Annotated in this window: 22 protein-coding genes and 2 tRNA genes; 9 read left to right on the plus strand and 15 right to left on the minus strand. The window is 65.7% G+C overall.

Annotated elements, in window-relative coordinates; genetic code table 11:
* From miaA to V6Z91_RS03595, 3 genes are all read left to right on the plus strand, one after another.
* Entirely contained in the window at positions 1-942 is a 942-nt protein-coding gene (gene miaA / locus V6Z91_RS03585; RefSeq protein WP_338766757.1) for a tRNA (adenosine(37)-N6)-dimethylallyltransferase MiaA, read from the plus strand.
* Between the two features lie 139 nt (positions 943-1,081).
* Positions 1,082-1,158: transfer RNA gene (locus V6Z91_RS03590), tRNA-Met, on the plus strand.
* Between the two features lie 70 nt (positions 1,159-1,228).
* A tRNA-Met gene (locus V6Z91_RS03595) sits at positions 1,229-1,305 on the plus strand.
* Positions 1,306-1,385: 80 nt separating this feature from the next.
* Here the strand turns inward: V6Z91_RS03595 and V6Z91_RS03600 are convergent.
* A complete protein-coding gene (locus tag V6Z91_RS03600) occupies positions 1,386-2,144 on the minus strand; it encodes a hypothetical protein (protein ID WP_338766758.1) in 759 nt (252 codons plus the stop codon).
* Positions 2,145-2,304: 160 nt separating this feature from the next.
* On the opposite strand from V6Z91_RS03600, the gene V6Z91_RS03605 reads away from it, so the two are divergent.
* Positions 2,305-2,577, plus strand: coding sequence for a hypothetical protein (locus V6Z91_RS03605; protein ID WP_338766761.1), 273 nt, complete (start codon positions 2,305-2,307; stop codon positions 2,575-2,577).
* A gap of 44 nt (positions 2,578-2,621) precedes the next feature.
* Here the strand turns inward: V6Z91_RS03605 and V6Z91_RS03610 are convergent, their stop codons facing one another.
* The 9 genes from V6Z91_RS03610 to V6Z91_RS03650 all read right to left on the minus strand — a co-directional run bounded on the left by V6Z91_RS03610 (position 2,622) and on the right by V6Z91_RS03650 (position 13,747).
* Positions 2,622-2,774 (minus strand): XapX domain-containing protein, encoded by a 153-nt coding sequence (locus tag V6Z91_RS03610; protein WP_338766763.1) that lies wholly within the window; start codon positions 2,772-2,774, stop codon positions 2,622-2,624.
* Positions 2,771-3,013 (minus strand): DUF1427 family protein, encoded by a 243-nt coding sequence (locus V6Z91_RS03615; RefSeq protein ID WP_338766765.1) that lies wholly within the window; start codon positions 3,011-3,013, stop codon positions 2,771-2,773. The genes V6Z91_RS03610 and V6Z91_RS03615 overlap by 4 nt, the downstream gene beginning before the upstream one ends.
* 12 nt (positions 3,014-3,025) lie before the next feature.
* Complete coding sequence (locus tag V6Z91_RS03620; protein ID WP_338766766.1) at positions 3,026-4,870, minus strand: amidohydrolase; 1,845 nt, start codon at positions 4,868-4,870, stop codon at positions 3,026-3,028.
* A gap of 99 nt (positions 4,871-4,969) precedes the next feature.
* Complete coding sequence (locus tag V6Z91_RS03625) at positions 4,970-6,244, minus strand: MFS transporter (protein ID WP_338766768.1); 1,275 nt, start codon at positions 6,242-6,244, stop codon at positions 4,970-4,972.
* A 39-nt stretch (positions 6,245-6,283) separates the two neighbouring features.
* The gene (locus V6Z91_RS03630) at positions 6,284-6,610 is read right to left on the minus strand and encodes a thioredoxin family protein (RefSeq protein ID WP_338766771.1); all 327 of its coding nucleotides are present in this window, start codon (positions 6,608-6,610) and stop codon (positions 6,284-6,286) included.
* 224 nt (positions 6,611-6,834) lie between these two features.
* Positions 6,835-8,736, minus strand: a complete 1,902-nt coding sequence (locus V6Z91_RS03635) for a glycoside hydrolase family 28 protein (protein ID WP_338766774.1) — start codon at positions 8,734-8,736, stop codon at positions 6,835-6,837.
* Between the two features lie 8 nt (positions 8,737-8,744).
* Positions 8,745-10,184 (minus strand): pectinesterase family protein, encoded by a 1,440-nt coding sequence (locus tag V6Z91_RS03640; protein ID WP_338766777.1) that lies wholly within the window; start codon positions 10,182-10,184, stop codon positions 8,745-8,747.
* Positions 10,184-10,963: a rhamnogalacturonan acetylesterase gene (locus V6Z91_RS03645; RefSeq protein WP_338766780.1), complete on the minus strand. Its 780-nt coding sequence runs from the start codon at positions 10,961-10,963 to the stop codon at positions 10,184-10,186. Before V6Z91_RS03645 ends, V6Z91_RS03640 begins: the two co-directional genes overlap by 1 nt.
* Positions 10,964-11,041: 78 nt before the next feature.
* Positions 11,042-13,747, minus strand: a complete 2,706-nt coding sequence (locus tag V6Z91_RS03650) for a TonB-dependent receptor (protein ID WP_338766783.1) — start codon at positions 13,745-13,747, stop codon at positions 11,042-11,044.
* A gap of 62 nt (positions 13,748-13,809) precedes the next feature.
* Here V6Z91_RS03650 and V6Z91_RS03655 point away from each other — a divergent pair, with 62 nt between their 5' ends.
* Positions 13,810-14,091, plus strand: coding sequence for a hypothetical protein (locus V6Z91_RS03655; protein ID WP_338766786.1), 282 nt, complete (start codon positions 13,810-13,812; stop codon positions 14,089-14,091).
* A 192-nt stretch (positions 14,092-14,283) separates the two neighbouring features.
* Here V6Z91_RS03655 and V6Z91_RS03660 read toward each other — a convergent pair whose 3' ends face one another.
* Positions 14,284-15,006 carry an FCD domain-containing protein gene (locus V6Z91_RS03660; protein WP_338766789.1) on the minus strand — a complete coding sequence of 241 codons (723 nt, stop codon included), beginning with the start codon at positions 15,004-15,006 and terminating at the stop codon, positions 14,284-14,286.
* 179 nt (positions 15,007-15,185) lie between these two features.
* Between V6Z91_RS03660 and garD the strand changes: the two genes are divergently transcribed.
* Together garD and V6Z91_RS03670 are read left to right on the plus strand one after the other, a co-directional pair.
* Entirely contained in the window at positions 15,186-16,754 is a 1,569-nt protein-coding gene (gene garD / locus V6Z91_RS03665) for a galactarate dehydratase (RefSeq protein ID WP_338766792.1), read from the plus strand.
* 94 nt (positions 16,755-16,848) lie between these two features.
* Positions 16,849-17,664, plus strand: coding sequence for an NAD(P)-dependent oxidoreductase (locus tag V6Z91_RS03670; protein WP_338766795.1), 816 nt, complete (start codon positions 16,849-16,851; stop codon positions 17,662-17,664).
* Positions 17,665-17,851: 187 nt separating this feature from the next.
* On the opposite strand, the gene V6Z91_RS03675 is transcribed toward V6Z91_RS03670, so the two are convergent.
* Together V6Z91_RS03675 and V6Z91_RS03680 are read right to left on the minus strand one after the other, a co-directional pair.
* Complete coding sequence (locus V6Z91_RS03675; protein ID WP_338766798.1) at positions 17,852-18,685, minus strand: ChaN family lipoprotein; 834 nt, start codon at positions 18,683-18,685, stop codon at positions 17,852-17,854.
* 41 nt (positions 18,686-18,726) lie between these two features.
* Entirely contained in the window at positions 18,727-19,614 is an 888-nt protein-coding gene (locus V6Z91_RS03680) for an alpha/beta hydrolase (protein ID WP_338766801.1), read from the minus strand.
* A 122-nt stretch (positions 19,615-19,736) separates the two neighbouring features.
* Here V6Z91_RS03680 and V6Z91_RS03685 point away from each other — a divergent pair, with 122 nt between their 5' ends.
* Positions 19,737-20,309: an ABATE domain-containing protein gene (locus V6Z91_RS03685; RefSeq protein ID WP_338766804.1), complete on the plus strand. Its 573-nt coding sequence runs from the start codon at positions 19,737-19,739 to the stop codon at positions 20,307-20,309.
* Positions 20,310-20,321: 12 nt separating this feature from the next.
* Here V6Z91_RS03685 and V6Z91_RS03690 read toward each other — a convergent pair whose 3' ends face one another.
* Both V6Z91_RS03690 and V6Z91_RS03695 read right to left on the minus strand, forming a co-directional pair.
* Positions 20,322-20,723 carry a DUF3224 domain-containing protein gene (locus tag V6Z91_RS03690; protein WP_338766806.1) on the minus strand — a complete coding sequence of 134 codons (402 nt, stop codon included), beginning with the start codon at positions 20,721-20,723 and terminating at the stop codon, positions 20,322-20,324.
* Between the two features lie 9 nt (positions 20,724-20,732).
* On the minus strand, positions 20,733-21,278 hold the full coding sequence (locus V6Z91_RS03695; RefSeq protein ID WP_338766808.1) for a DUF1697 domain-containing protein: 546 nt from the start codon (positions 21,276-21,278) through the stop codon (positions 20,733-20,735).
* 124 nt (positions 21,279-21,402) lie between these two features.
* Here V6Z91_RS03695 and V6Z91_RS03700 point away from each other — a divergent pair, with 124 nt between their 5' ends.
* On the plus strand, positions 21,403-21,687 hold the full coding sequence (locus tag V6Z91_RS03700) for a hypothetical protein (RefSeq protein ID WP_338766810.1): 285 nt from the start codon (positions 21,403-21,405) through the stop codon (positions 21,685-21,687).
* Positions 21,688-21,716 lie beyond the last annotated feature (29 nt).

The following is a 21,716-nucleotide window of genomic DNA, read 5'->3' on the forward strand; positions in this document are numbered from 1 at the left end:
ATGAACCAGCAAACCAAGCGCCCGCTCGCGGTCGCCATCATGGGCCCGACCGCGTCGGGCAAGACGGCCGCCGCGCTGGCCATCGCCGAGCGCATCCCGTCCGAGATCATTTCCGTCGACTCGGCGCTCGTGTATCGCGGCATGGACATCGGCACTGCCAAGCCCACGCGCGAGGAGCGGGCCGCCGTGCCGCACCACCTGATCGACATCATCGACCCGCTCGATGCCTATTCGGTCGCCCAGTTCCGCACCGACACGCTGCGCCTCGTCGACGAGATCCTGGCGCGGGGCAAGCTGCCCCTGCTCGTGGGCGGCACCATGCTGTACTTCAAGGGCCTGGCCGACGGCCTGGACGACCTGCCCGGCGCCGACCCCGCCATCCGCGCCGAGCTGGAAGACGAAGCAGCCCGGTTGGGCTGGCCGGCGCTGCACGCCCGGCTGGCCACGCTCGACCCGGAAACGGCCGCCCGCCTGAAACCGAACGATGCGCAGCGCATCCAGCGCGCGCTGGAAATCATCCGCCTGTCCGGCAAGCCGATGTCCGCCCTGCTCGCGCAGCGCGAGCCGGAACCGCTGCCGTTCGACCTGATGCCGCTCGCGCTCGAACCATCGGATCGCGCCGTGCTGCACGAACGCATCGCCCGCCGTTTCGACCTGATGCTGGAAAACGACGCGCTGATCGACGAGGTGGAAGTGCTGCGCCGGCGCGGCGACCTGCACCCCGGCCTGGCGTCGATGCGTTGCGTGGGCTACCGCCAGGTATGGGAATACCTCGACGGACACATCGGCTACAAGGACATGCGCGAGAGCGGCATCATCGCCACGCGCCAGCTCGCCAAGCGCCAGCTGACGTGGCTGCGGGCAATGCCGGAGCGGATCGTGATCGATTGCCTGGCGCCGGATGCCACGGCGCAGCTCCTCGCACGGCTGCCGATCCGGTAGCGTGCGCCTTTCCTGCGGCTTGACGAATTTGCGCGGCCCGCTGCAAAAGTGCGCTATATTGACGGATTGTTCATGGACGCCGAAAATCGGTACCGTCCTTGACACGGCGCGTGGGAGCCGCGATAATGCTTGCCGTTGCGGTGATATAGCTCAGTTGGTTAGAGCATAGCATTCATAATGCTAGGGTCGGTGGTTCAAGTCCACCTATCACCACCAGGATTCATCAAAATGGCCTGATCGAACACGGATCAGGTCTTTTTGTTAGCGAAGTTGATGTAGAGTTTTCGGTGATATAGCTCAGTTGGTTAGAGCATAGCATTCATAATGCTGGGGTCGGTGGTTCAAGTCCACCTATCACCACCAGATGCGGAAAAGGCCGCCAGTTGCGAGACTGGCGGCTTTTTTCATTCTGGCGTTCGCGGTTAGCCTGTCCAGTTGAATCCCTACCGCGCCGCCAGCGCCCGGTCCCGATGCATCTGCCGGTACACCGGCAGCGCCCGCGCCGCGCAATCGAGCATGCGCCGCCCCACGGCGGCCTGCTGCGCGTCGCCGCTGCGCAGCAGTTCGCGCCCCACCTTGTACTGCGACGGGTAGTTGTGGTGCATGGCGGCGTAGATGTCGAGGCTCGTCAGCGCGCCGGACGGCCTGGCGCGGCGCGCGCGGGCGGCGGGCGGCGCGTTGCCGGCGGCCGCATACACGGCACCGATGCGTTGCTCCTGCATCCATTCCTTCAGCGTGATCCGGCGGAAGGCGGAGGTATCGTCCGCCGCATGCCGGCCGCCCTGCGACAGCAATACCTGCACCTTTGCCAGCCAGTTGCCCTGGCGGGCGGCCTCGTGCAGGCCACCCAGCAGGATGGAATCGCGGCGGCTGTCCGGCAAGCCGCGCAGGTAGGCATCGACCAATTCGAGCATGGGTACCGGCCCCACGTCGGCGGGCAGTTTGCACACGAAACGGCTCGTTCCCTGGTGCGCGGGCTGCCTATGGACGGCCCTGTCCAGCATGCGCTCGACCCGCGCATCCAGCATGTCGGCGGCGAAGCGCGGTTCGGCCGGGCCGACACCGTACGCCAGCCGCGCGGGCGCCTCGGTGCCGCGCTCGTTCGATTGCATCGGTGACGCGGCGCGCGGCTGGTGCGTGGCCGCGTAAATCAGGCATCCCGCCGAAATCAGCAGCAATGCCACGGTACCCTGGCTTCTCATGGTTTCCCCGCTTGTCGTCTGTTGTAGGTGCGACTTTAGGCGGGCAGCGCGTTGTGGAAATTGCGCAAACGCAATTCCCATGGGCAATTGTTGCGTCACCTCAGCAATATCGGCGGCGCATGGGAGCAGACTGTGGATTTTTCACACCACAGGAGGAAACATGGTCGACCTGATGCAACCCGATTTGATGTCCCCAATCCTGCGAGTGATCGGCGAGCACCGCGCGCAGATCCTGCAAAAGCTCGATGGCAAGCCGGGGGAATGGACGGTGGCGGCACTGCAGAAGCAGCAGGCGATGGACACGGTGATCGGCTGCTGCTATGAGCTGCTGCCCGGCCTGGTAAGGCTGGCCGTGAAGGAACCCACGTTCCGCACCTTCATGTTGAACAACCGCGACCGCGTACTGGCGCAGCTGGTGCAGGCACCGGCATAGAAAGGATAAAGCCCGCGCGGCCGCGGGCTTGCCTCAGGAAGGGATCAAACGAGACCGCCGACCACGTAACCGCCCGTCATCGCCACCACGAGCAGCGCGCCGATCGGCGTGGGCGGCGCCGGCGAAGGAATGTCGCAGGCGCGGCATACGGCGCCGATCACGAGACCCAGCACGGCGCCGGCAACGAGGGCGCTCACTGTCGTCCTCCCGCCTGCCCCGGCGCGGCATCGAGTGCATGGCCGCCGCAATGGCGCTTGTTCTCGGCGGCACGTCGGGCGACATAACGGTCGACCAGCCAGTAGCCGCTGCTCATCATGAACACCAGCAGCGCGCCGGACAGCACGGGCGGCGACGCGGCCGGAATGCCGAACTTGCGACAGGCCAGGCCGACGACGAAGGACAGTACCAGCCCGGCCAGGATCTTCACGTAGTTCATCGCCCCTCCTCGTCAGAAAGCGAAGCAGCTGCAGCCGAACGCGCCCCAGAAGCCGGCATAGTCCGAGACCGGCACGTCGGACTTGCGGGCCACGTCGTGCGCATGCTTGTGCACCACGCAGGCGCCGGCACACTGGTGCGGCAGTGCCTTCTTCTGCGCGGCTGGAGCGGTGGCGCGGTAATGGCCCGGCACCTTGTTGACGGGCGACCAGTCGGGCAGCACGGGCAGTGGCGGCGGGCCGAGCTTGTCGAACTCGGCCTGCGCGAAGACGATCCTGCCGCCGACGACCGTCAGCACCGATTCGATCGCCTTGATCGCTTCCTCGTCGACCCTGAAGAAGTCTGCCGACAGCACGGCCAGGTCGGCCAGCATGCCTTCCCTGATGCGGCCCTTCTTGCCCTGCTCGTTGGAGAACCACGCGCTGCCGGCGGTCCACAGTTCGATGGCCGTTTCGCGGTCCAGCTTCGCGCCGGCGTCGTACAGGCGCAGGCCGCCGACGGTGCGGCCGGAAACGAGCCAGTACAGGGCCGTCCAAGGGTTGTAGCTGGCCACGCGCGTGGCGTCGGTGCCGGCGCCCACGGGCACGCCGTTTTCCAGCATGCGCTTGATCGGCGGCGTGTGCTTGGCCGCCTCGGCACCGTAGCGGTCCACGAAGTACTCGCCCTGGAATGCCATGCGGTGCTGGATCGCGATGCCGCCGCCCAGCGCCTTCACGCGCTCGATATTGCGCGGGCTGATCGTCTCGGCGTGGTCGAACAGCCAGTGCAGGCCGTCGAACGGGATGTCGCGGTTCACCTTCTCGAATACGTCGAGCATGCGCGAGATCGATTCGTCGTAGGTGGCGTGCAGGCGGAACGGCCAGCGCTGCTCCACCAGGTGGCGCACCACCTGTTCCAGTTGCGCCTCCATCTCCGGCGGCAGGTCCGGGCGCGGCTCCAGGAAGTCCTCGAAGTCGGCCGCCGAGAACACCAGCATTTCGCCGGCGCCGTTGTGGCGGTACCAGTCGTTGCCGTCCCCGGGCTTGACCACTTCGGTCCACTTCCTGAAGTCCTGCAGTTCCTGGCCCTTGTTCTGGGTGAACAGGTTGTAGGCGATGCGGATCGTCAGCTGGTCCTGCGCGGCCAGCTGTTGGACCACTGCGTAGTCGTCCGGGTAGTTCTGGAAGCCGCCGCCGGCGTCGATGGCGCTCGTCAGGCCCAGGCGGTTCAGCTCGCGCATGAACTGGCGGGTGGAGTTGACCTGGTGCTCCAGCGGCAGCGTCGGGCCCTTGGCCAGGGTGGCATACAGGATCATCGCGTTCGGGCGGGCAATCAGCATGCCGGTGGGATTGCCCTGCGCATCGCGGACGATCTCTCCGCCCGGCGGCGCGGGCGTGTTCTTGTCGTAACCGACGGCACGCAGCGCGGCACGGTTCAGCAGCGCCCGGTCGTACAGGTGCAGCACGAACACGGGCGTGTCCGGAGCGGCGGCGTTGATCTCGTCCAGCGTGGGCATGCGCTTCTCGGCGAACTGGAATTCGTTCCAGCCGCCCACCACGCGCACCCATTGCGGGCTCGGGGTGCGCAGCGCCTGTTCCTTCAGCATGCGCAGCGCGTCGGCCAGCGAAGGCACGCCTTCCCAGCGCAGCTCGAGGTTGTAATTGAGGCCGCCGCGAATCAGGTGCAGGTGCGAGTCGTTCAGGCCGGGGATCACGGTGCGGCCGTTCAGGTCGACCACCTGCGCGTCGGCCGTGGCATGGCGCATCACCTGTTCGGTGTCGCCCACGGCGAGGAATTTGCCGTCGGCGATGGCGACTGCCGTAGCGACGGGGTTCGATTTGTCGGCCGTGTGGAAGCGGCCGTTGGTCAGGATCAGCATGGTCTGGTGTGCGTTGGCGATGGTGGGTCCATCATACGCACCTGGCGTGCCCAGTCATCCCTAGACGGGGCACGCCCTTCCTATGCCGAAAGAGGTAGCTCAGTTGCGTGGTTTGGCCAGCACCAGCGCGATGAGGCTGAGTACCGCCGCGATGGACAGGTAGTAGCCGACGTACTGCAAGCCATACGTGGTGGCCAGCTTGGTCGCGGCATAGGGGGCCAGCGAGGCGCCCAGGATGCCGGCCAGGTTGAACGTCAGCGAAGCACCCGTGTAGCGCACCTCGGCCGGGAACAGTTCGGAGAGGATGGTGCCCAGCGGGCCATACGTCATGCCCATCAGCCCCAGTCCCAGGGCCAGGAACACCGTCACCTGCACGGCGCTCTGCGAATCGAACAGGGGGCCGAACACGAGGCCGAACACGGCGATCGCCGCCGATACCCAGATCAGCGTGCCGCGGCGGCCGTGGCGGTCGGCCAGCAGCGCGGCCATCGGGATCGTCAACCCGAAGAACACCACGGCGACCAGTTGCAGGATCAGCATGCGCTGGCGCGAGAAGCCCAGCCCCTGAACGCCCCAGTTCAGCGCGAACACCGTCATCAGGTAGAACAGCACGAAGGTGGCCATCGCCATCAGCGTGCCCAGTACCAGCGCGCGGGTGTGCTCGGTGAGCACGGCCTTCACCGGCACCTTTACGCGCTCGCCCTTGTCGAGCACTTTCTGGAAGTCCGGCGTTTCCGTGATTTTCAGCCGCACGTACAAGCCCACCAGCACCAGCAGCGCGCTGGCCAGGAACGGAATGCGCCAGCCCCAGCCGAAGAATTGCTCATCGGTCTGCACTTCGGAGAGCAGCAGGAAGATGCCGCCCGACAGGAAGAAGCCGATCGGCGCGCCCAGCTGCGGGAACATGCCGTACCAGGCGCGCTTGCCCGGCGGCGCGTTTTCGGTGGCGAGCAGCACCGCGCCGCCCCACTCGCCGCCCAGGCCAAGGCCCTGGCCGAAGCGGCACAGGGCCAGCAGCGCGGGCGCCCAGGCGCCGATCTGCGCATAGGTCGGCAGCAGGCCGATCACCACCGTCGACAGGCCCATCGTCAGCAGCGCGGCCACCAGCGTGGCCTTGCGGCCCACGCGGTCGCCGAAGTGGCCGAACACGGCCGAGCCGACGGGGCGCGCGAAGAACGCGATGGCGAACGTGGCCAGCGACTGCAGGGTGGCGGCGGTGGGGTCGCCGGCGGGGAAGAACAGGTGCGGGAAGACGAGAACGGCCGCCGTCGCGTAGATATAAAAGTCAAAGAATTCGATCGTCGTGCCGATCAGGCTGGCGAACAGCACGGTGCCGGGCGAGTTGACTCGACCGGCCGGGTGAGGCTGGGACATGCATACTCCGGGGTGAAGGGAAAACCGATAAAGGTGCCGTCAGCCGGGTTGGGCGATCTTGGCGAACGCGTCGCGAATCTCGCCCGCGCTTGCGGGGCGCACCACACGCGCCACTTCCTTCCCGTCTTGCAGGAAGATCATGGTCGGCCAGAGTTTGACACGGAAGGAACGACCCAGCAAGCGGCCGGGCCCGTCCTCGACCTTGAAGTGCCTGATGCCGGGATGGTCCGCGTAGGCCTCGGCCAGCAGCGGCTGGGCGGCGCGGCAGTAGCCGCACCAGTTGGTGCCGAACTCCAGCAGCGCGGGGCCGCTCAAGGCATCGATCTCGGCGCGCGTGGGCGCAGCTTCCTGGTAGGTGCGTTCCATGTTGACTCCAATGGCAAGGTTTGTTGGCGGAACCTTACCATGCTGCCAGAAACCGCGTGCACACCGAAAACCGGTGACAGGCTCCGTTTTTTTGGAAATGTTTCCCGAAAACCGGTGACAGGCACCCGGTTTTTTGCAACATTTCTTCAAGACCGATGACAGGCACCCCGTTTCTGGAAACATTTCAAAAATGCCGGTGCCTGTCACCGGTGTTGGGGTTGCCTTTATGCCGACAGCGTGGTGTTGTACTCCTTGCCGCCGATCTTTACGCGGTTCAGCTTCAGCCCGCGCACGTTGTACAGGAAGTACGGCTGCTCGGTGCTGACGGTGGTGCCGAAGTCGCAGTCGCTGATCGTCACGTTGGTGACGGGCGGGACCTGGGGCATCGGCTGCGGGCCGTTGTAGTTGTTGGACACCGGCCCGAGGATGACGACCGCCTGGTAGCACGAAGCCTTCTGCCCCTTCTTCGCGCCCTTCTTCACCTCGACGTTGCCGACGGTGACGTTCGAGATCTGCACATTGTCGACCACCGGCGGCCGTGTGCGCACCGTGTCGGCGGTCGGCGTGTAGTCGCAGTCGAAGGTGACGACGGCGCCGGCGGCCACGGCCACGGTCTTCGATTCGATCGGCGAGTTCGGCAGCGAGGCATAGAACGATGGGCTGGTCTGCACGCCGTTCGGGATCTTCACGTTGCGCACGTAGAAGTTCTTCAGGTAGCCGCCCCGGTTCATATTGGTCTTCAGGCGGATCGCCGTATTCAGCGGGTCCGTCGCCCAGTGGATGTTCTCGAACACCAGGTCCTGCGCATACACGTTCTGGATGCCGCCGGCCATCTCGCTGCCCAGCGTGACGGCGCCGTGGCCACTCTGCATGATGCACTTTTGCACCACGATGTTCTGCGACGGGCCATAGTGCGTGTCCAGGTCCTTGCCGGCCTTGATGGCGATGCAGTCGTCGCCCGTGTCGAACGTGCAGCCTTCGATGAGCACCATATCGCACGATTCGGGATCGAAGCCGTCGCTGTTCGGGCCCTTGCTGTTGCAGTGCACGTTGCGGATCACGATATTGCGGCAGTGGACCGGATGGTGCTGCCAGAACGGCGTGTCGCGCACTTCATAGCCCTCGAGCAGCACATTGGTGCAGCCGATCAGGTGGATCATCGTCGGCCGCAGCATGTGGCCCAGGCCGAACACGCGCTGCGCCAGTGGCACGCCCGCCTCGGACAACGCCGGCAGGTATTGCTCGTCCGCGCGCCAGCGCTCCCCTTCGCCCTGGATGTGCAGGCGCTCTTCCTCAGTGAGGTGCGGCGCTACGTCCTTCAGCGACTTCGGATTGATCGGGTTCGGCACGCGCTGCGTCAGCTTGCCCTCCGCGTAGCCCGGCGTATTGGCCTGCGAGGCCGGGTTGATCGTGCGGTTCTTGCCCTTCCACGTCCACCAGCAGTCGCCATCCTTGCCATTGAAGGGGACACCGCCCTGGCCGTGCAGCACGCTGGTCCAGTCCTCGCCCGTCAACGCGATATTGTCGGCGCCGTAGGCATAGACGGGCGAGGCGAAGTTCAGGCAGTCGTTGCCCTGCCAGCGCGTGATCACCAGCTTGCCGTGCTTGCCGCAATCGAATTCGCCGTACTTGGCGTAGTCGACGGGGTTGGTGGAAAACAGCACGTTGGCGCCCTTCTTCAGGTGCACGTGCACGTTCGACAGCAGCACGATCGGGCCGGCCACGAACCAGTGTCCGGCCGGGATCACCACGCGCCCGCCGCCGGCCTTGTGGCATGCCTCGATGGCAGCCTTGATCGCCGGGTAGCAATCGTGCGAACCCGGCGCCTGCGTGTCGATGGTGGCCTGGTCGTCATGCGAGATCCAGGCCTTGACCTTGACCAGCTTGCACTGCGCCGCGCCGAAGTCGGTGATGGGGAAATCCTGGTCCCGGAAGCGCGGTTTGCTGCTCAGCCGGTCGACGATTTCCTTGGCGCGGCCCCAAGGGTCGTCGCCGATCGCCGCACTGGCCATCAGATGGGTGCCGCCGGCCAGCGCCAGGCTGGACGCCGACACCGCCTTCATCATGGCGCGCCGCCGGTCGTTGATCCGGTCTTCATTGACGCGTTGCTGGTTGAAAAAGTTCATGCTGTCTCCTACTCGTCAGCGTTATGGAATTCCGCCAGGTAGATCTCCGCTGGCAGGGGCTGCTTCCCGTAGCCCAGTTGGTGGACGGGGTCGAAGCCCGCGTTCTTCAGGTTCTTATAGAAATCGTCGGACGAAAACTGCGCCGGACGGTAGGCCAGCGTGCCCGGCGCGTTCCAGTCCGACCACGGCTTGCTCCGGTCGATGTGCTTGCCGATGCGCGAGTTCATGACCACCATCTTGCCGACCGTTTCCAGCACCGTGGGCGTGATCGTGCCCTTCGGCGCCTTGTAGACGCTCTCGCTGCCCAAGGTGCACGCGTAGCCTTCCACGGCCACCGGTGCGTAGGGGCTGCAGCGCGAATTGTGGAACCACTGCCGCGCCAGATAGTACTTGCCGGCCAGTGCATTCGGCGAGCCGTCATTGGTGAAGCGCACCTCATTGAACACGAAGCCGTACTTCGTGCGCCAGTTCGTGTTCGGCGCGCCCACGTAGGACATGGTGCGGTCGCCCAGCGAGCGCACTTCGCTGCGATAGAAATAGGCGGTGGTGTCGCCGAAGATGAAATCGACGTCGCCCTCGATATACGACTTGTGGAAGAAACTGCGCGCGGTCACCCGGGTTTCGGCCGACTTCAGGTAAAGCGTATCCTGGAAGCCGATCAGCCGCACGTTCTCGAACTGCGCCTTGTCCGCGCCTTCCACCAGCAGCGCCACGGCCTGGTGGCTCACGCGCTGCTGGGGCTTGTCGGGCGTGCCGCACACCCGCTCGCCGCACTCGTCGCGAGCATTGCCGGTGGCCTTGTTGTACGCGTTCTCGATCGTCAGGTTGCGTGCCTGGAAGCCGTGGTTGCGCGTCCACACCGTCATCGAACCGCTGGTCGAAATCGTGGGCGCACGGGCCGCGATCTGTGCATGCATGGCGACGATGGACGGGTCGAGCCGCTCGAACTGGCGCCCGTACTGCTTCAGGTAATCGGCAATGGAAATGGCCGCGTCGAGCCCGGCCGAGATCACCGTGTCGCCCGCGCTGGCGCCCTCGCCGTACAGCGTGATCGGCCGGGCCGACGCCGGCACGTACACGAGCTCCCGGTAGGTACCGGGCTTGACGAGGATGTACTGCCGGCCACCTTTCGGCTTCGCCGCCGCGTCGATGACGGCGCGGTTGACGGCTTGCTGCACGCTGACAAAAGTGGTCACGCCGTCGGCCCGGCCGGCCGCATCCACCGTGTAGTCGGCCTTGAATGCCATGCCCTGCGCGAGGGGATCGACCAGCGGATTCCACGGATCGGTCTTCTCGGCACCGGCGCGGCCGGTGGTCTTGAGCACTTCGGCGATCGAATAGCGCTTCGCCTGCGCCTCCATGAGCTGCGGACGGCCGATGGCGCCGGTATCCTGCGCCTGGGCGGCGGCGGCAAAAGACGCGGCTGCAAGGAGGAGCGCCGCGCGCATCACTCGCCCTCCGGCTTGAACTCTGCCGCCACGGCGGGAACGGCCGCCTTCAGCTCGCGCTCGACCATTGCGGCGAAGTATTTAGCTCCCTTGGCACCGAGGTGCGTGTAGTCGAAGGCGCTCTTGGCCGCTCCTTGCGGTTCGACCGCCGCACCGCTGGCCGGCGCCGGCACTGCCGCGGGCTTTGGCGCCACGGCGAACGTGTCTGCCTCGGCTTCCCCCATCGCCTGCACGGCGGCATGGCTGTCGGCATTCAGGTCCAGCAGGGGCACCTGCCTCGCCCTGGCGGTGGCGCGGACCACGTCCGCCCAAGGCGCCAGCGTGTTTTCCAGCACGCCATCCTTGAAGATGCGGCGCGTCAGCGGCGTGACCAGCACGGGCACGCCGTCCAGGGCTTTCACTTCGTCGACATAGCGCGCCATGTTGACGGGGAATTCGGTCTTCAGGTCGGTAGATCGGCCGGGCTTGCCCGGCTGGTCGTTGTGGCCGAACTGGATCAGCACATAGGTGGCGCGGTAGGCCGCGCCGCCCTTCAGCAGGCCCTGCACCTCGTCCCAGCGCCCTTCGGCGCGAAAGCTCGACGAGCTGCGGCCGCCCTTGGCCAGGTTGATGCAGGTGTGCGCGCGGTTCACGCGGGCGCAGAACGCGTCACCGTAGCCGCTGTTCGATGCCATCGTCGAATCGCCGACGAGGATGAACCTGACCGGCTTGTCGGCGGCCTGGGCGACGCCGGCGAACAGCACCGCCGTGACCGCGACCGACAGGAAACGTTGCTTCATGCAAGACCTCCGTTTCATGCAAAAAACGGCCACCGGCCATGGCAGCGATGCTGCACATGGCGGGCGGCCGGACTTCGTTTAGAAGGTGTAGGTGGCGCGCAGATTGTAAGCGCGGCCGATCGGGCTGGCCGCGCTCGACAGGTAACCGAACGAGTAACCGCTGTGGTTCGTGACTGGCGGCGCCGAGTCGAACACATTGGTGATGCCGAACGTCAGCTGCGTGTTCTTGAAGCCCTTGTAGCCCACCGTCAGGTTCCACGGCTTGTACGAGTTGATGTCGCGCCAGTACTGCTGCGCCACCAGGTTCTGGTCTTCATACTTCGAGTTGTAGTTCTGCGTGGCCTGCGCGGTCCAGTCTCCCTGCGCCCAGGAGAGCTTGAGCACGTGCTTCCAGCGGTAGGTAATGATCGGGAAGCTCGACGTGGTGCCGTTCGAGGCGGCGCCGAAGCGGCCCACGTTGTTCACCCATTCCTCGCCCGGGAACAGCTGGTTGTCGAACTGCGTCAGGTAGGTGCCGTCCAGCTCCACCTTGAAGTCGCCGTAGGCACTGCGCGGGAAGCGGTAGGTGGCCGAGACATCGATACCGGCCGCCTTCTGGCCGCCCAGGTTCATCGTCGTGTTGTTGATGTAGGCCAGCGTACCGTCGGCGTTGCGCACGAACAGCGAGGCGTACTTGGCCGGGTCCAGGAAGTACACCTGCTCCGGCAGGTTGGCCAGCATGTCCTTCATGCGGATGTTCCAGTAGTCGAACGACATGGTCAGCGACTTGGTCGGCTCCACCACCACGCCCAGCGTGTAGCCCTTCGATTTTTCCGGCTTCAGGCTGGCGTTCGAGCCGTTCTGCTTGGGCAGCTGCACGTTGCAGACTTCGGACGACACATAGCCCGGCAGTGCCGTGCCGGTGCCGGTCACGCCCGGCGTGCCGCCAGGGCACAGCACCGGGTCGTCCCAGCGGGCCGACGTCTTGCCGGTGGCGCCCGGCAGGCGGAAGCCGTAGGCGTCGAACAGCGTCGGCGCGCGGAAGCCCGTGTTGGCCGAACCGCGGAACATCACCGTCTTGCTGGGCTCCCAGCGGAACGACACCTTCGGGTTGACCGTGTTGCCGAAGTCGCTGAAATAGTCGTCGCGCACGGCCAGGTTGACGTTCAGGGTCTTCGTCACCGGCAGGTCCATCTCGGCGTACAGCGCGTACACATTGCGCGCGCCCTCGCCGTGCGATGCGGTGCTGTTCAGGTATTGCACCTCGTTCTGGATCGCCAGCTTGTCGTCGCGCGTGGTTTCGCGGTGGATGTCGGCGCCCAGCGCGATCGCGGCATCGCCGCCGGCCATCGCGAACAGCGAGCGGCTGGCCGAGAAGTCGAGGCCCTTGTACGTGGTGCGCGAATCGCGGTTCTTCATGCCGTCGACCGAAATCGAGGCCAGGTAGTCGCGGCCCGCCTGGTCCTGCAGGCCGAACGGGTTCAGCGCGCCGCTGGCCAGGCCGTCGATGATGCCCTGGCCGCGGAAGAAGCCGTTCTGGTAGAAGTTTTCGCGGTCGGACAGGCCGATCACGAGACCGCCGCGGTAATCCCATTCGCCAAAGCGGCCTTCGTCGACGAAGGCCAGGCGCTGGTTGACCTGCTTGTCCTTCTGCGCTGCCAGGCCGTAGTCGGCGACCGACCAGGTGACGGTCAGCGGCTCGCCGCTCAGCCCAGCCACGGCGGGCACGCCGCCGCTGTTGCCCGGATACCATTTCGACGTGGATGGCAGCAGCGCCGCCTTGCCGTTCACCGCCACCGACTGGGTGGGATTGCGGGCCGAAATGATGTACGACTGGCCGCGCGTGTATTCGACGGTAAAGGTGTGGTCTTCGCTGATCTGCTTGGCCGCACGGGCGTAGAAGCTGATCTGCTCGTTCTCATACAGCGCGGTGCCGTATTCATTGCTGTTCAGCGTGCAGGTGTTCTTGGCGCCGATCGTGGAATACGGTTCGGCGCAAGTGGCCGCGTAGGGGTTCTGCGCGTTCTTGTTGGCCGCCGTGGTGAAGTTGGCCGGCATGGCGTAGCCGCCGGAGCCCAGCGTGCGCGGGCGGCCCAGGGAGGCCAGCAGCTCGTCGGAACTGAACTCCGCGCGGTCCTTCGCGGCCAGGCGGGAACGGTCGTGGAAGTCCACCGTGGCATAGGCCGACCAGCCGTCGCGGTTCAGGCTGCCCTTGCCGAAGGTCAGCGTGGCGCGGCGCTCGTCGCCGCCGCCCTTGCGTTCCGGCGTCACGTACTGGCCGGTCACCTGCACGCCCTCGAATTCCTTCCTGGTGATGAAGTTGACCACGCCGCCGATCGCGTCGGAACCATACAGCGAGGACGCGCCGTCGCGCAGGATCTCGACGCGCTGCAGCGCGGAGAATGGGATCACGTCCAGGTTGGCGTAGCCAGCCGAAATCGCTTCATTGGCCAGGCGGCGGCCGTTCAGCAAGACCAGCGTGCGGTTCACGCCCAGGCCGCGCAGGTTGATGTTGGTGCCCGAGCCGGCGTTCGACGGGGCCAGCGATGCAGATTGCGGCAGGGCCATCATCACGTCGGCCAGCGTGGTCATGCCGCGCTGCGTGAATTCCTCGGCCTTGATGCTGGTGACGGGCAGCGCTTCCTCATTGGCCAGTCGCTTGATCGAGGAACCCGTCACTTCGATGCGCTGCATCGCCGCTTCCTGTGCGGCCGCCCCGTTGGCCACGGCCATGGCGGCCAGGGCGATCGAGGTCAATGCCAGCCGTGGCTGGAAGCGGGTTTGCTTGCTTGCGCGGTTGTTCATGCTTGTCTCCTGGTTTTTCCGATGGTGTTCGCGCCGCCCGCGTGTCGGGGCAGGCGGCGTTGATGGAGCACCTCGCGTGCTCCGTGCCGCTGCGATGGAAGGCCGAGGCCGGGTCGCAGGCGGTGGATAAACTCTTTGTTATGGAAGATCAGGCGCGCGGCGGCGCCGCGCGTGGCGCACTGCCGGCGATTGTGGCGGGTGGTTCCGTGTACATCCTGTCTCCTGTGGCGCGCCTGTCGGGGCGCACCTGCTGCTTTTTTGTCTGGTGCCGCTTGTTCGCTGCTGCCTATTTTTTGCTGCTTATCTTTGCTGCTTATCTTTGCTGCTTAGTGTTTGCTGCTTAGTGTTTGCTGCTTAGTGTTTGCTGCTTAGTGTTTGCTGCTTAGTCTTTGCTGCTTAGTCTTTGCTGCTTAGTCTTTGCTGCTTGTTCTTTGCCGCCTGCTGCTTTTTTCTTACTGTTTGTCTTGCTACTTGCCTTGCTGCTCGTTCCCGCACCGCCGTCGCGTGCCGCCGGGCCCGGCTTCCGGCTCGCCGCTTCAATCCTCCTTGTTGCCGCGGCCGCGCGAGAACGTCCGCGTCACGCGTTCGATGTGCGAGCGCATCGCGCGCCGCGCCGCGGCGGGGTCGTGCGCCGCGATCGCCTCGAAGATGAGGCGGTGGTCCTTCAAGGTCTGCAAACGCAGCTCGTCCGTCTCGAAATGCTCGCGCAGCTTGTGCCACAGGCGGCCGAGCTGGTCCCACAGGTAGGCCGTCGTCCCCACCAGTGCGCCGTTGCCGGTGGCGCGGGCGATCGCGAGGTGGAAGTTGCGATCGGCCAGCTCGTCGGTGGTCCGGTTCGCGTGGTGCGCTTCCATTACTTCGACCGTCCGCAGGATCGCGTCGATCGCATTGTCGGTTGCCACGCGGGCGGCGATCGCCGCCACTTCCGCCTCCACCAGGCGGCGCGCCGACAACACTTCGAACGGCCCCGGCCCTGCCTCGGGCACGTCGCTTTCCTGCTCCCTGGTTTGTTGCGTCCTGCAGACGTACACGCCGGAACCGCCGCGCACTTCGATCACACCCCCCAGCTCCAGCGCGATCAGGCCCTCGCGCAGCGAGGCGCGGCTGACCGACAGCTTGGCCGCCAGGTCGCGCTCCGACGGCAGGCGCGCGCCGGGCTCGATGCCTTCCTCGCGGATCAGCTGTGCGATCCGCTCCGCCACCACGCGGTAGAGCCGTGGCTCGGGGTGCTCGTGGATGACTGGCAGGCGTCTCGACATTACTTTTCATTCTTGCATCTGGTCAGGCCATTCTAAACCGGTCAGGCCAAATGAGCAATGTGGACTAGCCAAAAAAACGGCCATCTGTCATACTGAAGTCATCAGACAACTCGCCGGCACGCCTGATTGTTGCGTACCAACAACTTGCTCGGGTGCTGCCGGCCCCTCAGGATGGAACCATGACAGCGAGCACTCCGCGCCGTATCCTCATGCACGCCAACGACAACGTCGCGATCGTCGTCAACGATGGCGGCCTGCCGGCGGGTACCGTATTCCCCGATGGCCTCACGCTGGTCGAAGGCGTGCCGCAAGGCCACAAGGTGGCCCTCGCCGATATCGCCCAGGGCGAGGCAGTGCGCCGCTATAACGTGACGATCGGCCGCGCCGTGCGCGACATCCCGGCAGGCAGCTGGGTGTCCGAGCAATTGCTGGAAATGCCGCCGGCGCGCGAGCTGGACAACCTGCCCATCGCCACCGTGAAGGTGCCGCCGCTCGAACCGCTGGAAGGCTTCACGTTCCAGGGCTATCGCAATGAAGACGGCACGGTAGGGACCCGCAACATCCTGGCGATCACCACGACCGTGCAGTGCGTGTCGGGTGTCGTCGAGCACGCGGTCAAGCGCATCAAGGCCGAGCTGCTGCCGAAGTACCCGAACGTGGACGACGTGGTGGGCCTGGAGCACACCTATGGCTGCGGCGTGGCGATCGATGCGCCCGGCGCCAACATCCCGATCCGCACGATCCATAACATCAGCAAGAACCCGAACTTCGGCGGCCAGGCGATGGTCGTGTCGCTGGGCTGCGAAAAGCTGCAGCCGAACCGACTGTTCCCGGCCAATTCGATCCAGATCCGCCGCAAGGATCAGAGTGTGGCCAGCGAGCCGCCGGTGGTGTGCCTTCAGGATGCCGGCCACGTCGGCTTCATGTCGATGATCGAGTCGATCATGCAGACGGCCGAGGCGCAGCTCGAAGTGCTCAACAAGCGCCAGCGCGTGACCTGCCCGGCATCGGACCTGGTGGTGGGCGTGCAGTGCGGCGGCAGCGACGCGTTCTCCGGCGTGACCGCCAACCCGGCGGTGGGCTTCGCCACCGACCTGCTGGTGCGCGCCGGCGCCACCGTGATGTTCTCGGAAGTGACGGAGGTGCGCGACGGAATCGACCAGCTGACCTCGCGCGCCGTCAATGAAGACGTGGCGCAGGAAATGATCCGCGAGATGGCGTGGTACGACGAGTACCTGAAGCGCGGCGGCGTGGACCGCAGCGCCAACACCACGCCGGGCAACAAGAAGGGCGGCCTGTCGAACATCGTGGAAAAGGCCATGGGGTCGATCGTCAAGTCGGGCAGCGTGCCGATCTCCGGCGTGCTGTCGCCGGGCGAGAAGGCGACCGCCAAGGGCGTGAAGGGCTTGCTGTACACGGCCACGCCGGCGTCGGACTTCATCTGCGGCACGCTGCAACTGGCGGCCGGCATGAACCTGCACGTGTTCACCACCGGCCGCGGCACGCCCTACGGCCTGGCCGAGTGCCCGGTAATCAAGGTGGCCACGCGCGACGACCTGGCGCGCCGCTGGCACGACCTGATGGACGTGAACGCGGGCCGCATCGCCACCGGCGAGGCGACGATCGAAAGCGTGGGCTGGGAATTGTTCCACCTGCTGCTCGACGTGGCCAGCGGCAGGAAGACCTGGGCCGAGCAGTGGAAACTGCACAATGCCCTGGTGCTGTTCAACCCGGCGCCGGTGACCTGATCAACCTTCCGCGAATCTTTCGCAGCCGCCCGCCATGGGCGGCCGATTCGGTTAGGATGCACACTCCCCTTCGTACAAGACACAAGAGACGACAATGACGACGAAAAAACCTTTCAAGCGCCTGTTGCTGACCGGCGCGGCCGGCGGCCTCGGTAAAGTGCTGCGCGAGCGGATCAAGCCGTGGGCGGACGTGGTGCGCCTCTCCGACATCGGCGACATGGGAGAGGCCGGCGAAGGCGAGGAAATCTTCCAGTGCGACCTGGCCGACAAGGCGGCCGTGCTGAAGATGGTGGAAGGCGTCGACGCGATCCTGCATTTCGGCGGCATCTCGACCGAGAACACGTTCGAGAACATCATGTTCGCGAACATCCAGGGCACCTACAATATCTACGAAGCGGCGCACCGCCACGGCGTGAAGCGCATCGTGTTCGCCTCGTCGAATCACGCGATCGGCTTCTACCCGCAGACCCAGGTGATCGACGCCGACGACCCGCCGCGCCCGGACAGCATGTACGGCATCTCGAAAGTGTTCGGCGAGCAGCTGTCGCGCTACTACTTCGACCGCGCCGGCATCGAGACCGTGTGCCTGCGCATCGGTTCCTCGTTCCCGTCGGTGAACAACCCGCGCATGATGTGCACCTGGCTGTCCTACGACGATCTGGTGGAAGCGCTGCGTTGCTCGCTGCTCACGCCGCGCGTGGGCTACACGATCCTGTTCGGCGCCTCGAACAACAAGCGCCAGTGGTGGGACAACCGCAAGGCCGCCCACCTGGGCTTCCACCCGAAGGACTCCTCCGAACAATTCCGCGCCGACGTGCCGGAAACCGGCGAATACCCGCCGGCCGATGACGCCACGTTCAACTACCATGGCGGCAAGTTCATCTTCGATGGGCCGATGTACAAGGATTGATGGAACAAGAATAGCCCGCTTGGTGTCGAACACCTTTTTCGCTGGCGAAAAAGGGTGTTCGACACCGGTTTTCTCTGCCGGCACCGGCTATCTCGCGAGTTGCCGGCAAGGGCAGCGGAAAACCGGTGTCGTACACTTTTTTCTGGATGAGACCCCAGAAAAAAATGTCCGACACCAAATACGCGCGCTACTTCTTGAACTTCGCGCAGGGATCGGCCCGCTTCTGCGCGGGTATGCTTCGCACCTCGTCGTACAGCTCCTTCTGCCCGCCCCCTTCCACGTAGCCGATCGTCTTCACGGCCAGCTTCGGGCCGACGGCATTGAGCCAGCGCGGCACGCCGATGTCCTTGCGCACGTGGCCATTGCCGGCGATGAGCACCACGTCGCGCGGTTGCTGGTCGCGGATCAGCTTGGCCATCCAGATGTCGCGCGCCAGCTGCGCATCGACCATTCCCGGCACCATCATCGAAGGCAGCATATTGCAATGGCCGGTGCGGATCTCGTTTTCCTGCGCCTTGCGCCAGTCCGCCGAAATCGGCTCGTTCAACCGGTACTCGGCCACCGTCTTCGCATCGAAGCTCGAGGCCACGCCGTCGCGTACGACCCTTGACGCGTTCGCCCGCGACAGGTTCACGGCCACGATCGGCAGATGCTTGTCCAGCGCCAGCTGGATCACCGGGTAGTACTGCTGCCAGTCCCAGCCCTTCTTGTTCATCACGCGGATCACGCAACCGGCATCGACGCAGCCCTTTTGCGCATCGTCCAGCAGCGGCTGGTCTTCATGGTCGAACTGTTCCATGGCGATGACGGGATGCCAGCCGGCGTCCACGCGTTTCTTCAATTCCTCGAAGCGCAGCTTGTGCCCCTGGGGATTGTCGTGCACTTCGCCCAGCAGCAGCACTTGCGGATTGGCCGCTTCCTGCATGCCGGTGATGCGGCCGGCGGCGCTGTCTTTCTTGATCATGCCGCAGCCGGCCAGCAAGGCGCCGGCCAGCACGGCAACGAGGGGTAGATGTTTCATGTGGCTTCACGGTGACGATGAAGCCAGCAGTCTAACGCAACTCAAACGAGGCGCTCCGGCGGCACCCCGGCCAGCAAGGCCCGCATCGCGGCCGCGATCTCGTCGACGTGCGTCTCCAGCGCGAAGTGGCCCGTGTCCAGCAACGTCACGATCGCATCCGGATTGTCGCGGCGGTATGCCTCGGCGCCGGGCGGGATGAAGAAGGGGTCGTTGCGGCCCCAGATCGCCAGCGTGGGCACGCGCCACTCGCGGAAGAATTGCTGGAAGCGCGGGTACTGTTCGAGGTTGTTCGCATAGTCGAGGAACAGGTCGAGCTGGATATCGGCATTGCCGGGCCGGGCCAGCAGGGCCGCATCGAGGTGGTAGGCCTCGGGCGCCACGCTGTCGGGGTTTGCCACGCCGTGCACGTACTGCCACTTCGTGGCCTCCAGCGTGAGGAAGCCGCGGACCACCTCGCGGTTCGCCGGGCTCGGATCGGCCCAGTACTTGCGCAGCGGTTCCCATGCATCGCCCAGGCCTTCCAGGTAGGCGTTGCCGTTCTGCGAGACGAGCGCCGTCACCCGCTCGGGGTGGGCCGCGGCGAGCCGGTATCCTGTCGGCGCGCCATAGTCGAACACGTACAGCGCGTACTTGCGCAGGCCCAGCGCGCCCACGAACGCTTCCATCGTGGCGGCCAGGTTGTCGAAGGTGTAGACGTAGTTCCGTTCGGCCGGCACGTTGGTGAAGCCGAAGCCCGGCAAGTCCGGTGCGATGACGCGGTACTGGTCGGCCAGCAGCGGGATCAGGTCGCGAAACATGTGCGAGGACGTGGGAAAACCGTGCAGCAGCAGCACGACAGGACCGTCCGCAGGGCCGGCTTCGCGATAGAAGATATCGACGCCGTCGGCTTGCACTGCATGGAAGGCGACGCGATTGGTGGCGTGGGGCATGGCAGTTCCTTTCGAGGTTGAAACCGTTAAAAGTCGAATTAACGGTTACAGATTACCGTACCACCGTAACTAGTCAAGTCATTTTTTGCCGGTTACAATGAACGTAACTTATCGGAGCGACCATGGAAGACACTGCGCTGCTGGGCGACCACCCGGCCCTCGACTTGCTGAACACGGTGGTGCGCACCGACGGCGAACTCGTCGACCGGTGGCGCAGCGATGCCGACGTGCTGCACTGGCTCGCCGGCGCCGGCGCCGGCGTATTGCCGGAGCCGTTCGGCGGCCCCGCGCCCGCCGGCTTGCTGGACATGGCCCGGGCGTTGCGGGAGGTGGTGCGGCAGCTGGTGATGGACAGGAAGGCGGGCAAGCGGCCCGACGTGCGGGCATTGAATGCCGTGCTGGCGGAGGGGCCGCGCCACCTGGAGCTGGCGTGGCAGGACGATGGCGCGCTGACGCTGGCGGAGCGTTATACCGGCGACCTGCCGCGGCGCCTGCTGGCACCGCTGGCCGAACGGGCGGCCGAACTCATCGCTACGGGCGACTTCGCGCTGGTGCGCAAATGCGAGGACGAGCAATGCGTGCTGTGGTTCCTGGACCGCACCAAGTCGCACCGGCGCCGCTGGTGCAGCATGGCCCTGTGCGGCAACCGCAACAAGGTGGCGTCGTTCCGGCAGCGCCGGCAGCAGGACGGCTGACGGCGCCCGGCGTCAGTCGCGGCCAGGCAGGGTGTAGTCGAGATCGTAGTAATGCTTGCCGTTCTCGATGCGGATATTCAGCGTGCCGTGGATGCCTTCCAGTTCGCCGGTACCCGAATCCGGGGCGATGAGGATGCGCAGGCCGGCGAACTCGCCTCCCATCACGCCCGCATGCTGCAATATGAAGCTGCCGGCACGCTCTTCCAGCGCGCCATCGACCTTCTCGATGGCCACATAGACGGCCGACGTGGGCACCGGGCTGCGGAACGACAGGAATTCGCCGCGGCCGGTGGCCGACAGCGCGCCGTGGTAGTGCTTGTCGAGCGTCATCCGCTCGATGCCGGTGCCCTCGCTGCCTTCGGCCAGGATTTCCGGCACCAGTTTCACATCGAATTCCCCGCTGACCTTCGCCATGCTGTCTCCTCAACTTTCCATTGCCAAAGCATGCAATTTCGACATGGTACTCCAGTTGCGGGTCGTGACGGCATCGCCGAGCAGGTTGCCCACGGCGGCGGCGGCGCGGCTGGCCAGCACGCCATCGGCGCACCAGATGTAGGCAGCCCACCGGCCCAGGGCGAACGCTTCGGGCTGCCATTGCTGGTGCGCCAGCGGTTCGAGCTTCGCGCGATGGGCCGGATTGCTGAGCACCGCCACCATCAGCCGCGCCGGGTCGGCGGCCACGTCCACCAGCGGATTGGCGGCGACCACCTCGGCCAGTTGCTGCGCATCGAGCACCGTCACGCGGGCCGGCACGCCGAGCTTGAGCACCAGGGTTTCCTCGATGCGCACGGCCGACAGCGCGGCATCGCGCGCGGCGCAGTCGAATACCGCATTGCCGCTGTTGAGCAGCGTGCGTACGTTTGTAAAACCCAGGTCGCCCAGGACTTTGCGCAGATCGGCCATCGCGATACGCTTGGCCCTGCCGACATTGACGCCCCTGAGCAAGGCGATCTGCCGCTGTGTGCTCATGTAGCCTCCCTTGGCCGCAGTATGCGTCAGCCACGTCAAAGCGGGCGCCCGGCTTGCGGCCCCGGCCGGACCGGTCCGCCCCTTCGCGGCGCGGTGGTAAGATCGTTTCGACGAGGAGGATGCGATGGAAAACGGCGATCTGCCGCTGGCGCGGGCGCGCGCCGGCATGGTGCTCTCGGATGACGTGCGCGATGCGCGGGGCCGCGTGCTGCTGCCGCGCGATACGGTACTCACGCAAACGCAGCTGGCCGCGCTGGCGCGCGATGGCATCGCGGCGCTGCCGGTGCGCCCTGCCGATGCCCGTCTCGACTACCTGTTCCGCAAGCTGGACCCGGCGGCCGGCGATGCCTGGGCCGGACAGGCGCTGAAGGATCGCTTGCGCGCGTGGCGCGCCGGAGCGCAAGGGTGAACCGCCTGGCTTACGACGACGTGGTGCAG

This window comes from Massilia sp. METH4 (genome assembly GCF_037094685.1).
In the GTDB taxonomy this organism is placed as follows: Bacteria; Pseudomonadota; Gammaproteobacteria; order Burkholderiales; family Burkholderiaceae_D; genus Rugamonas.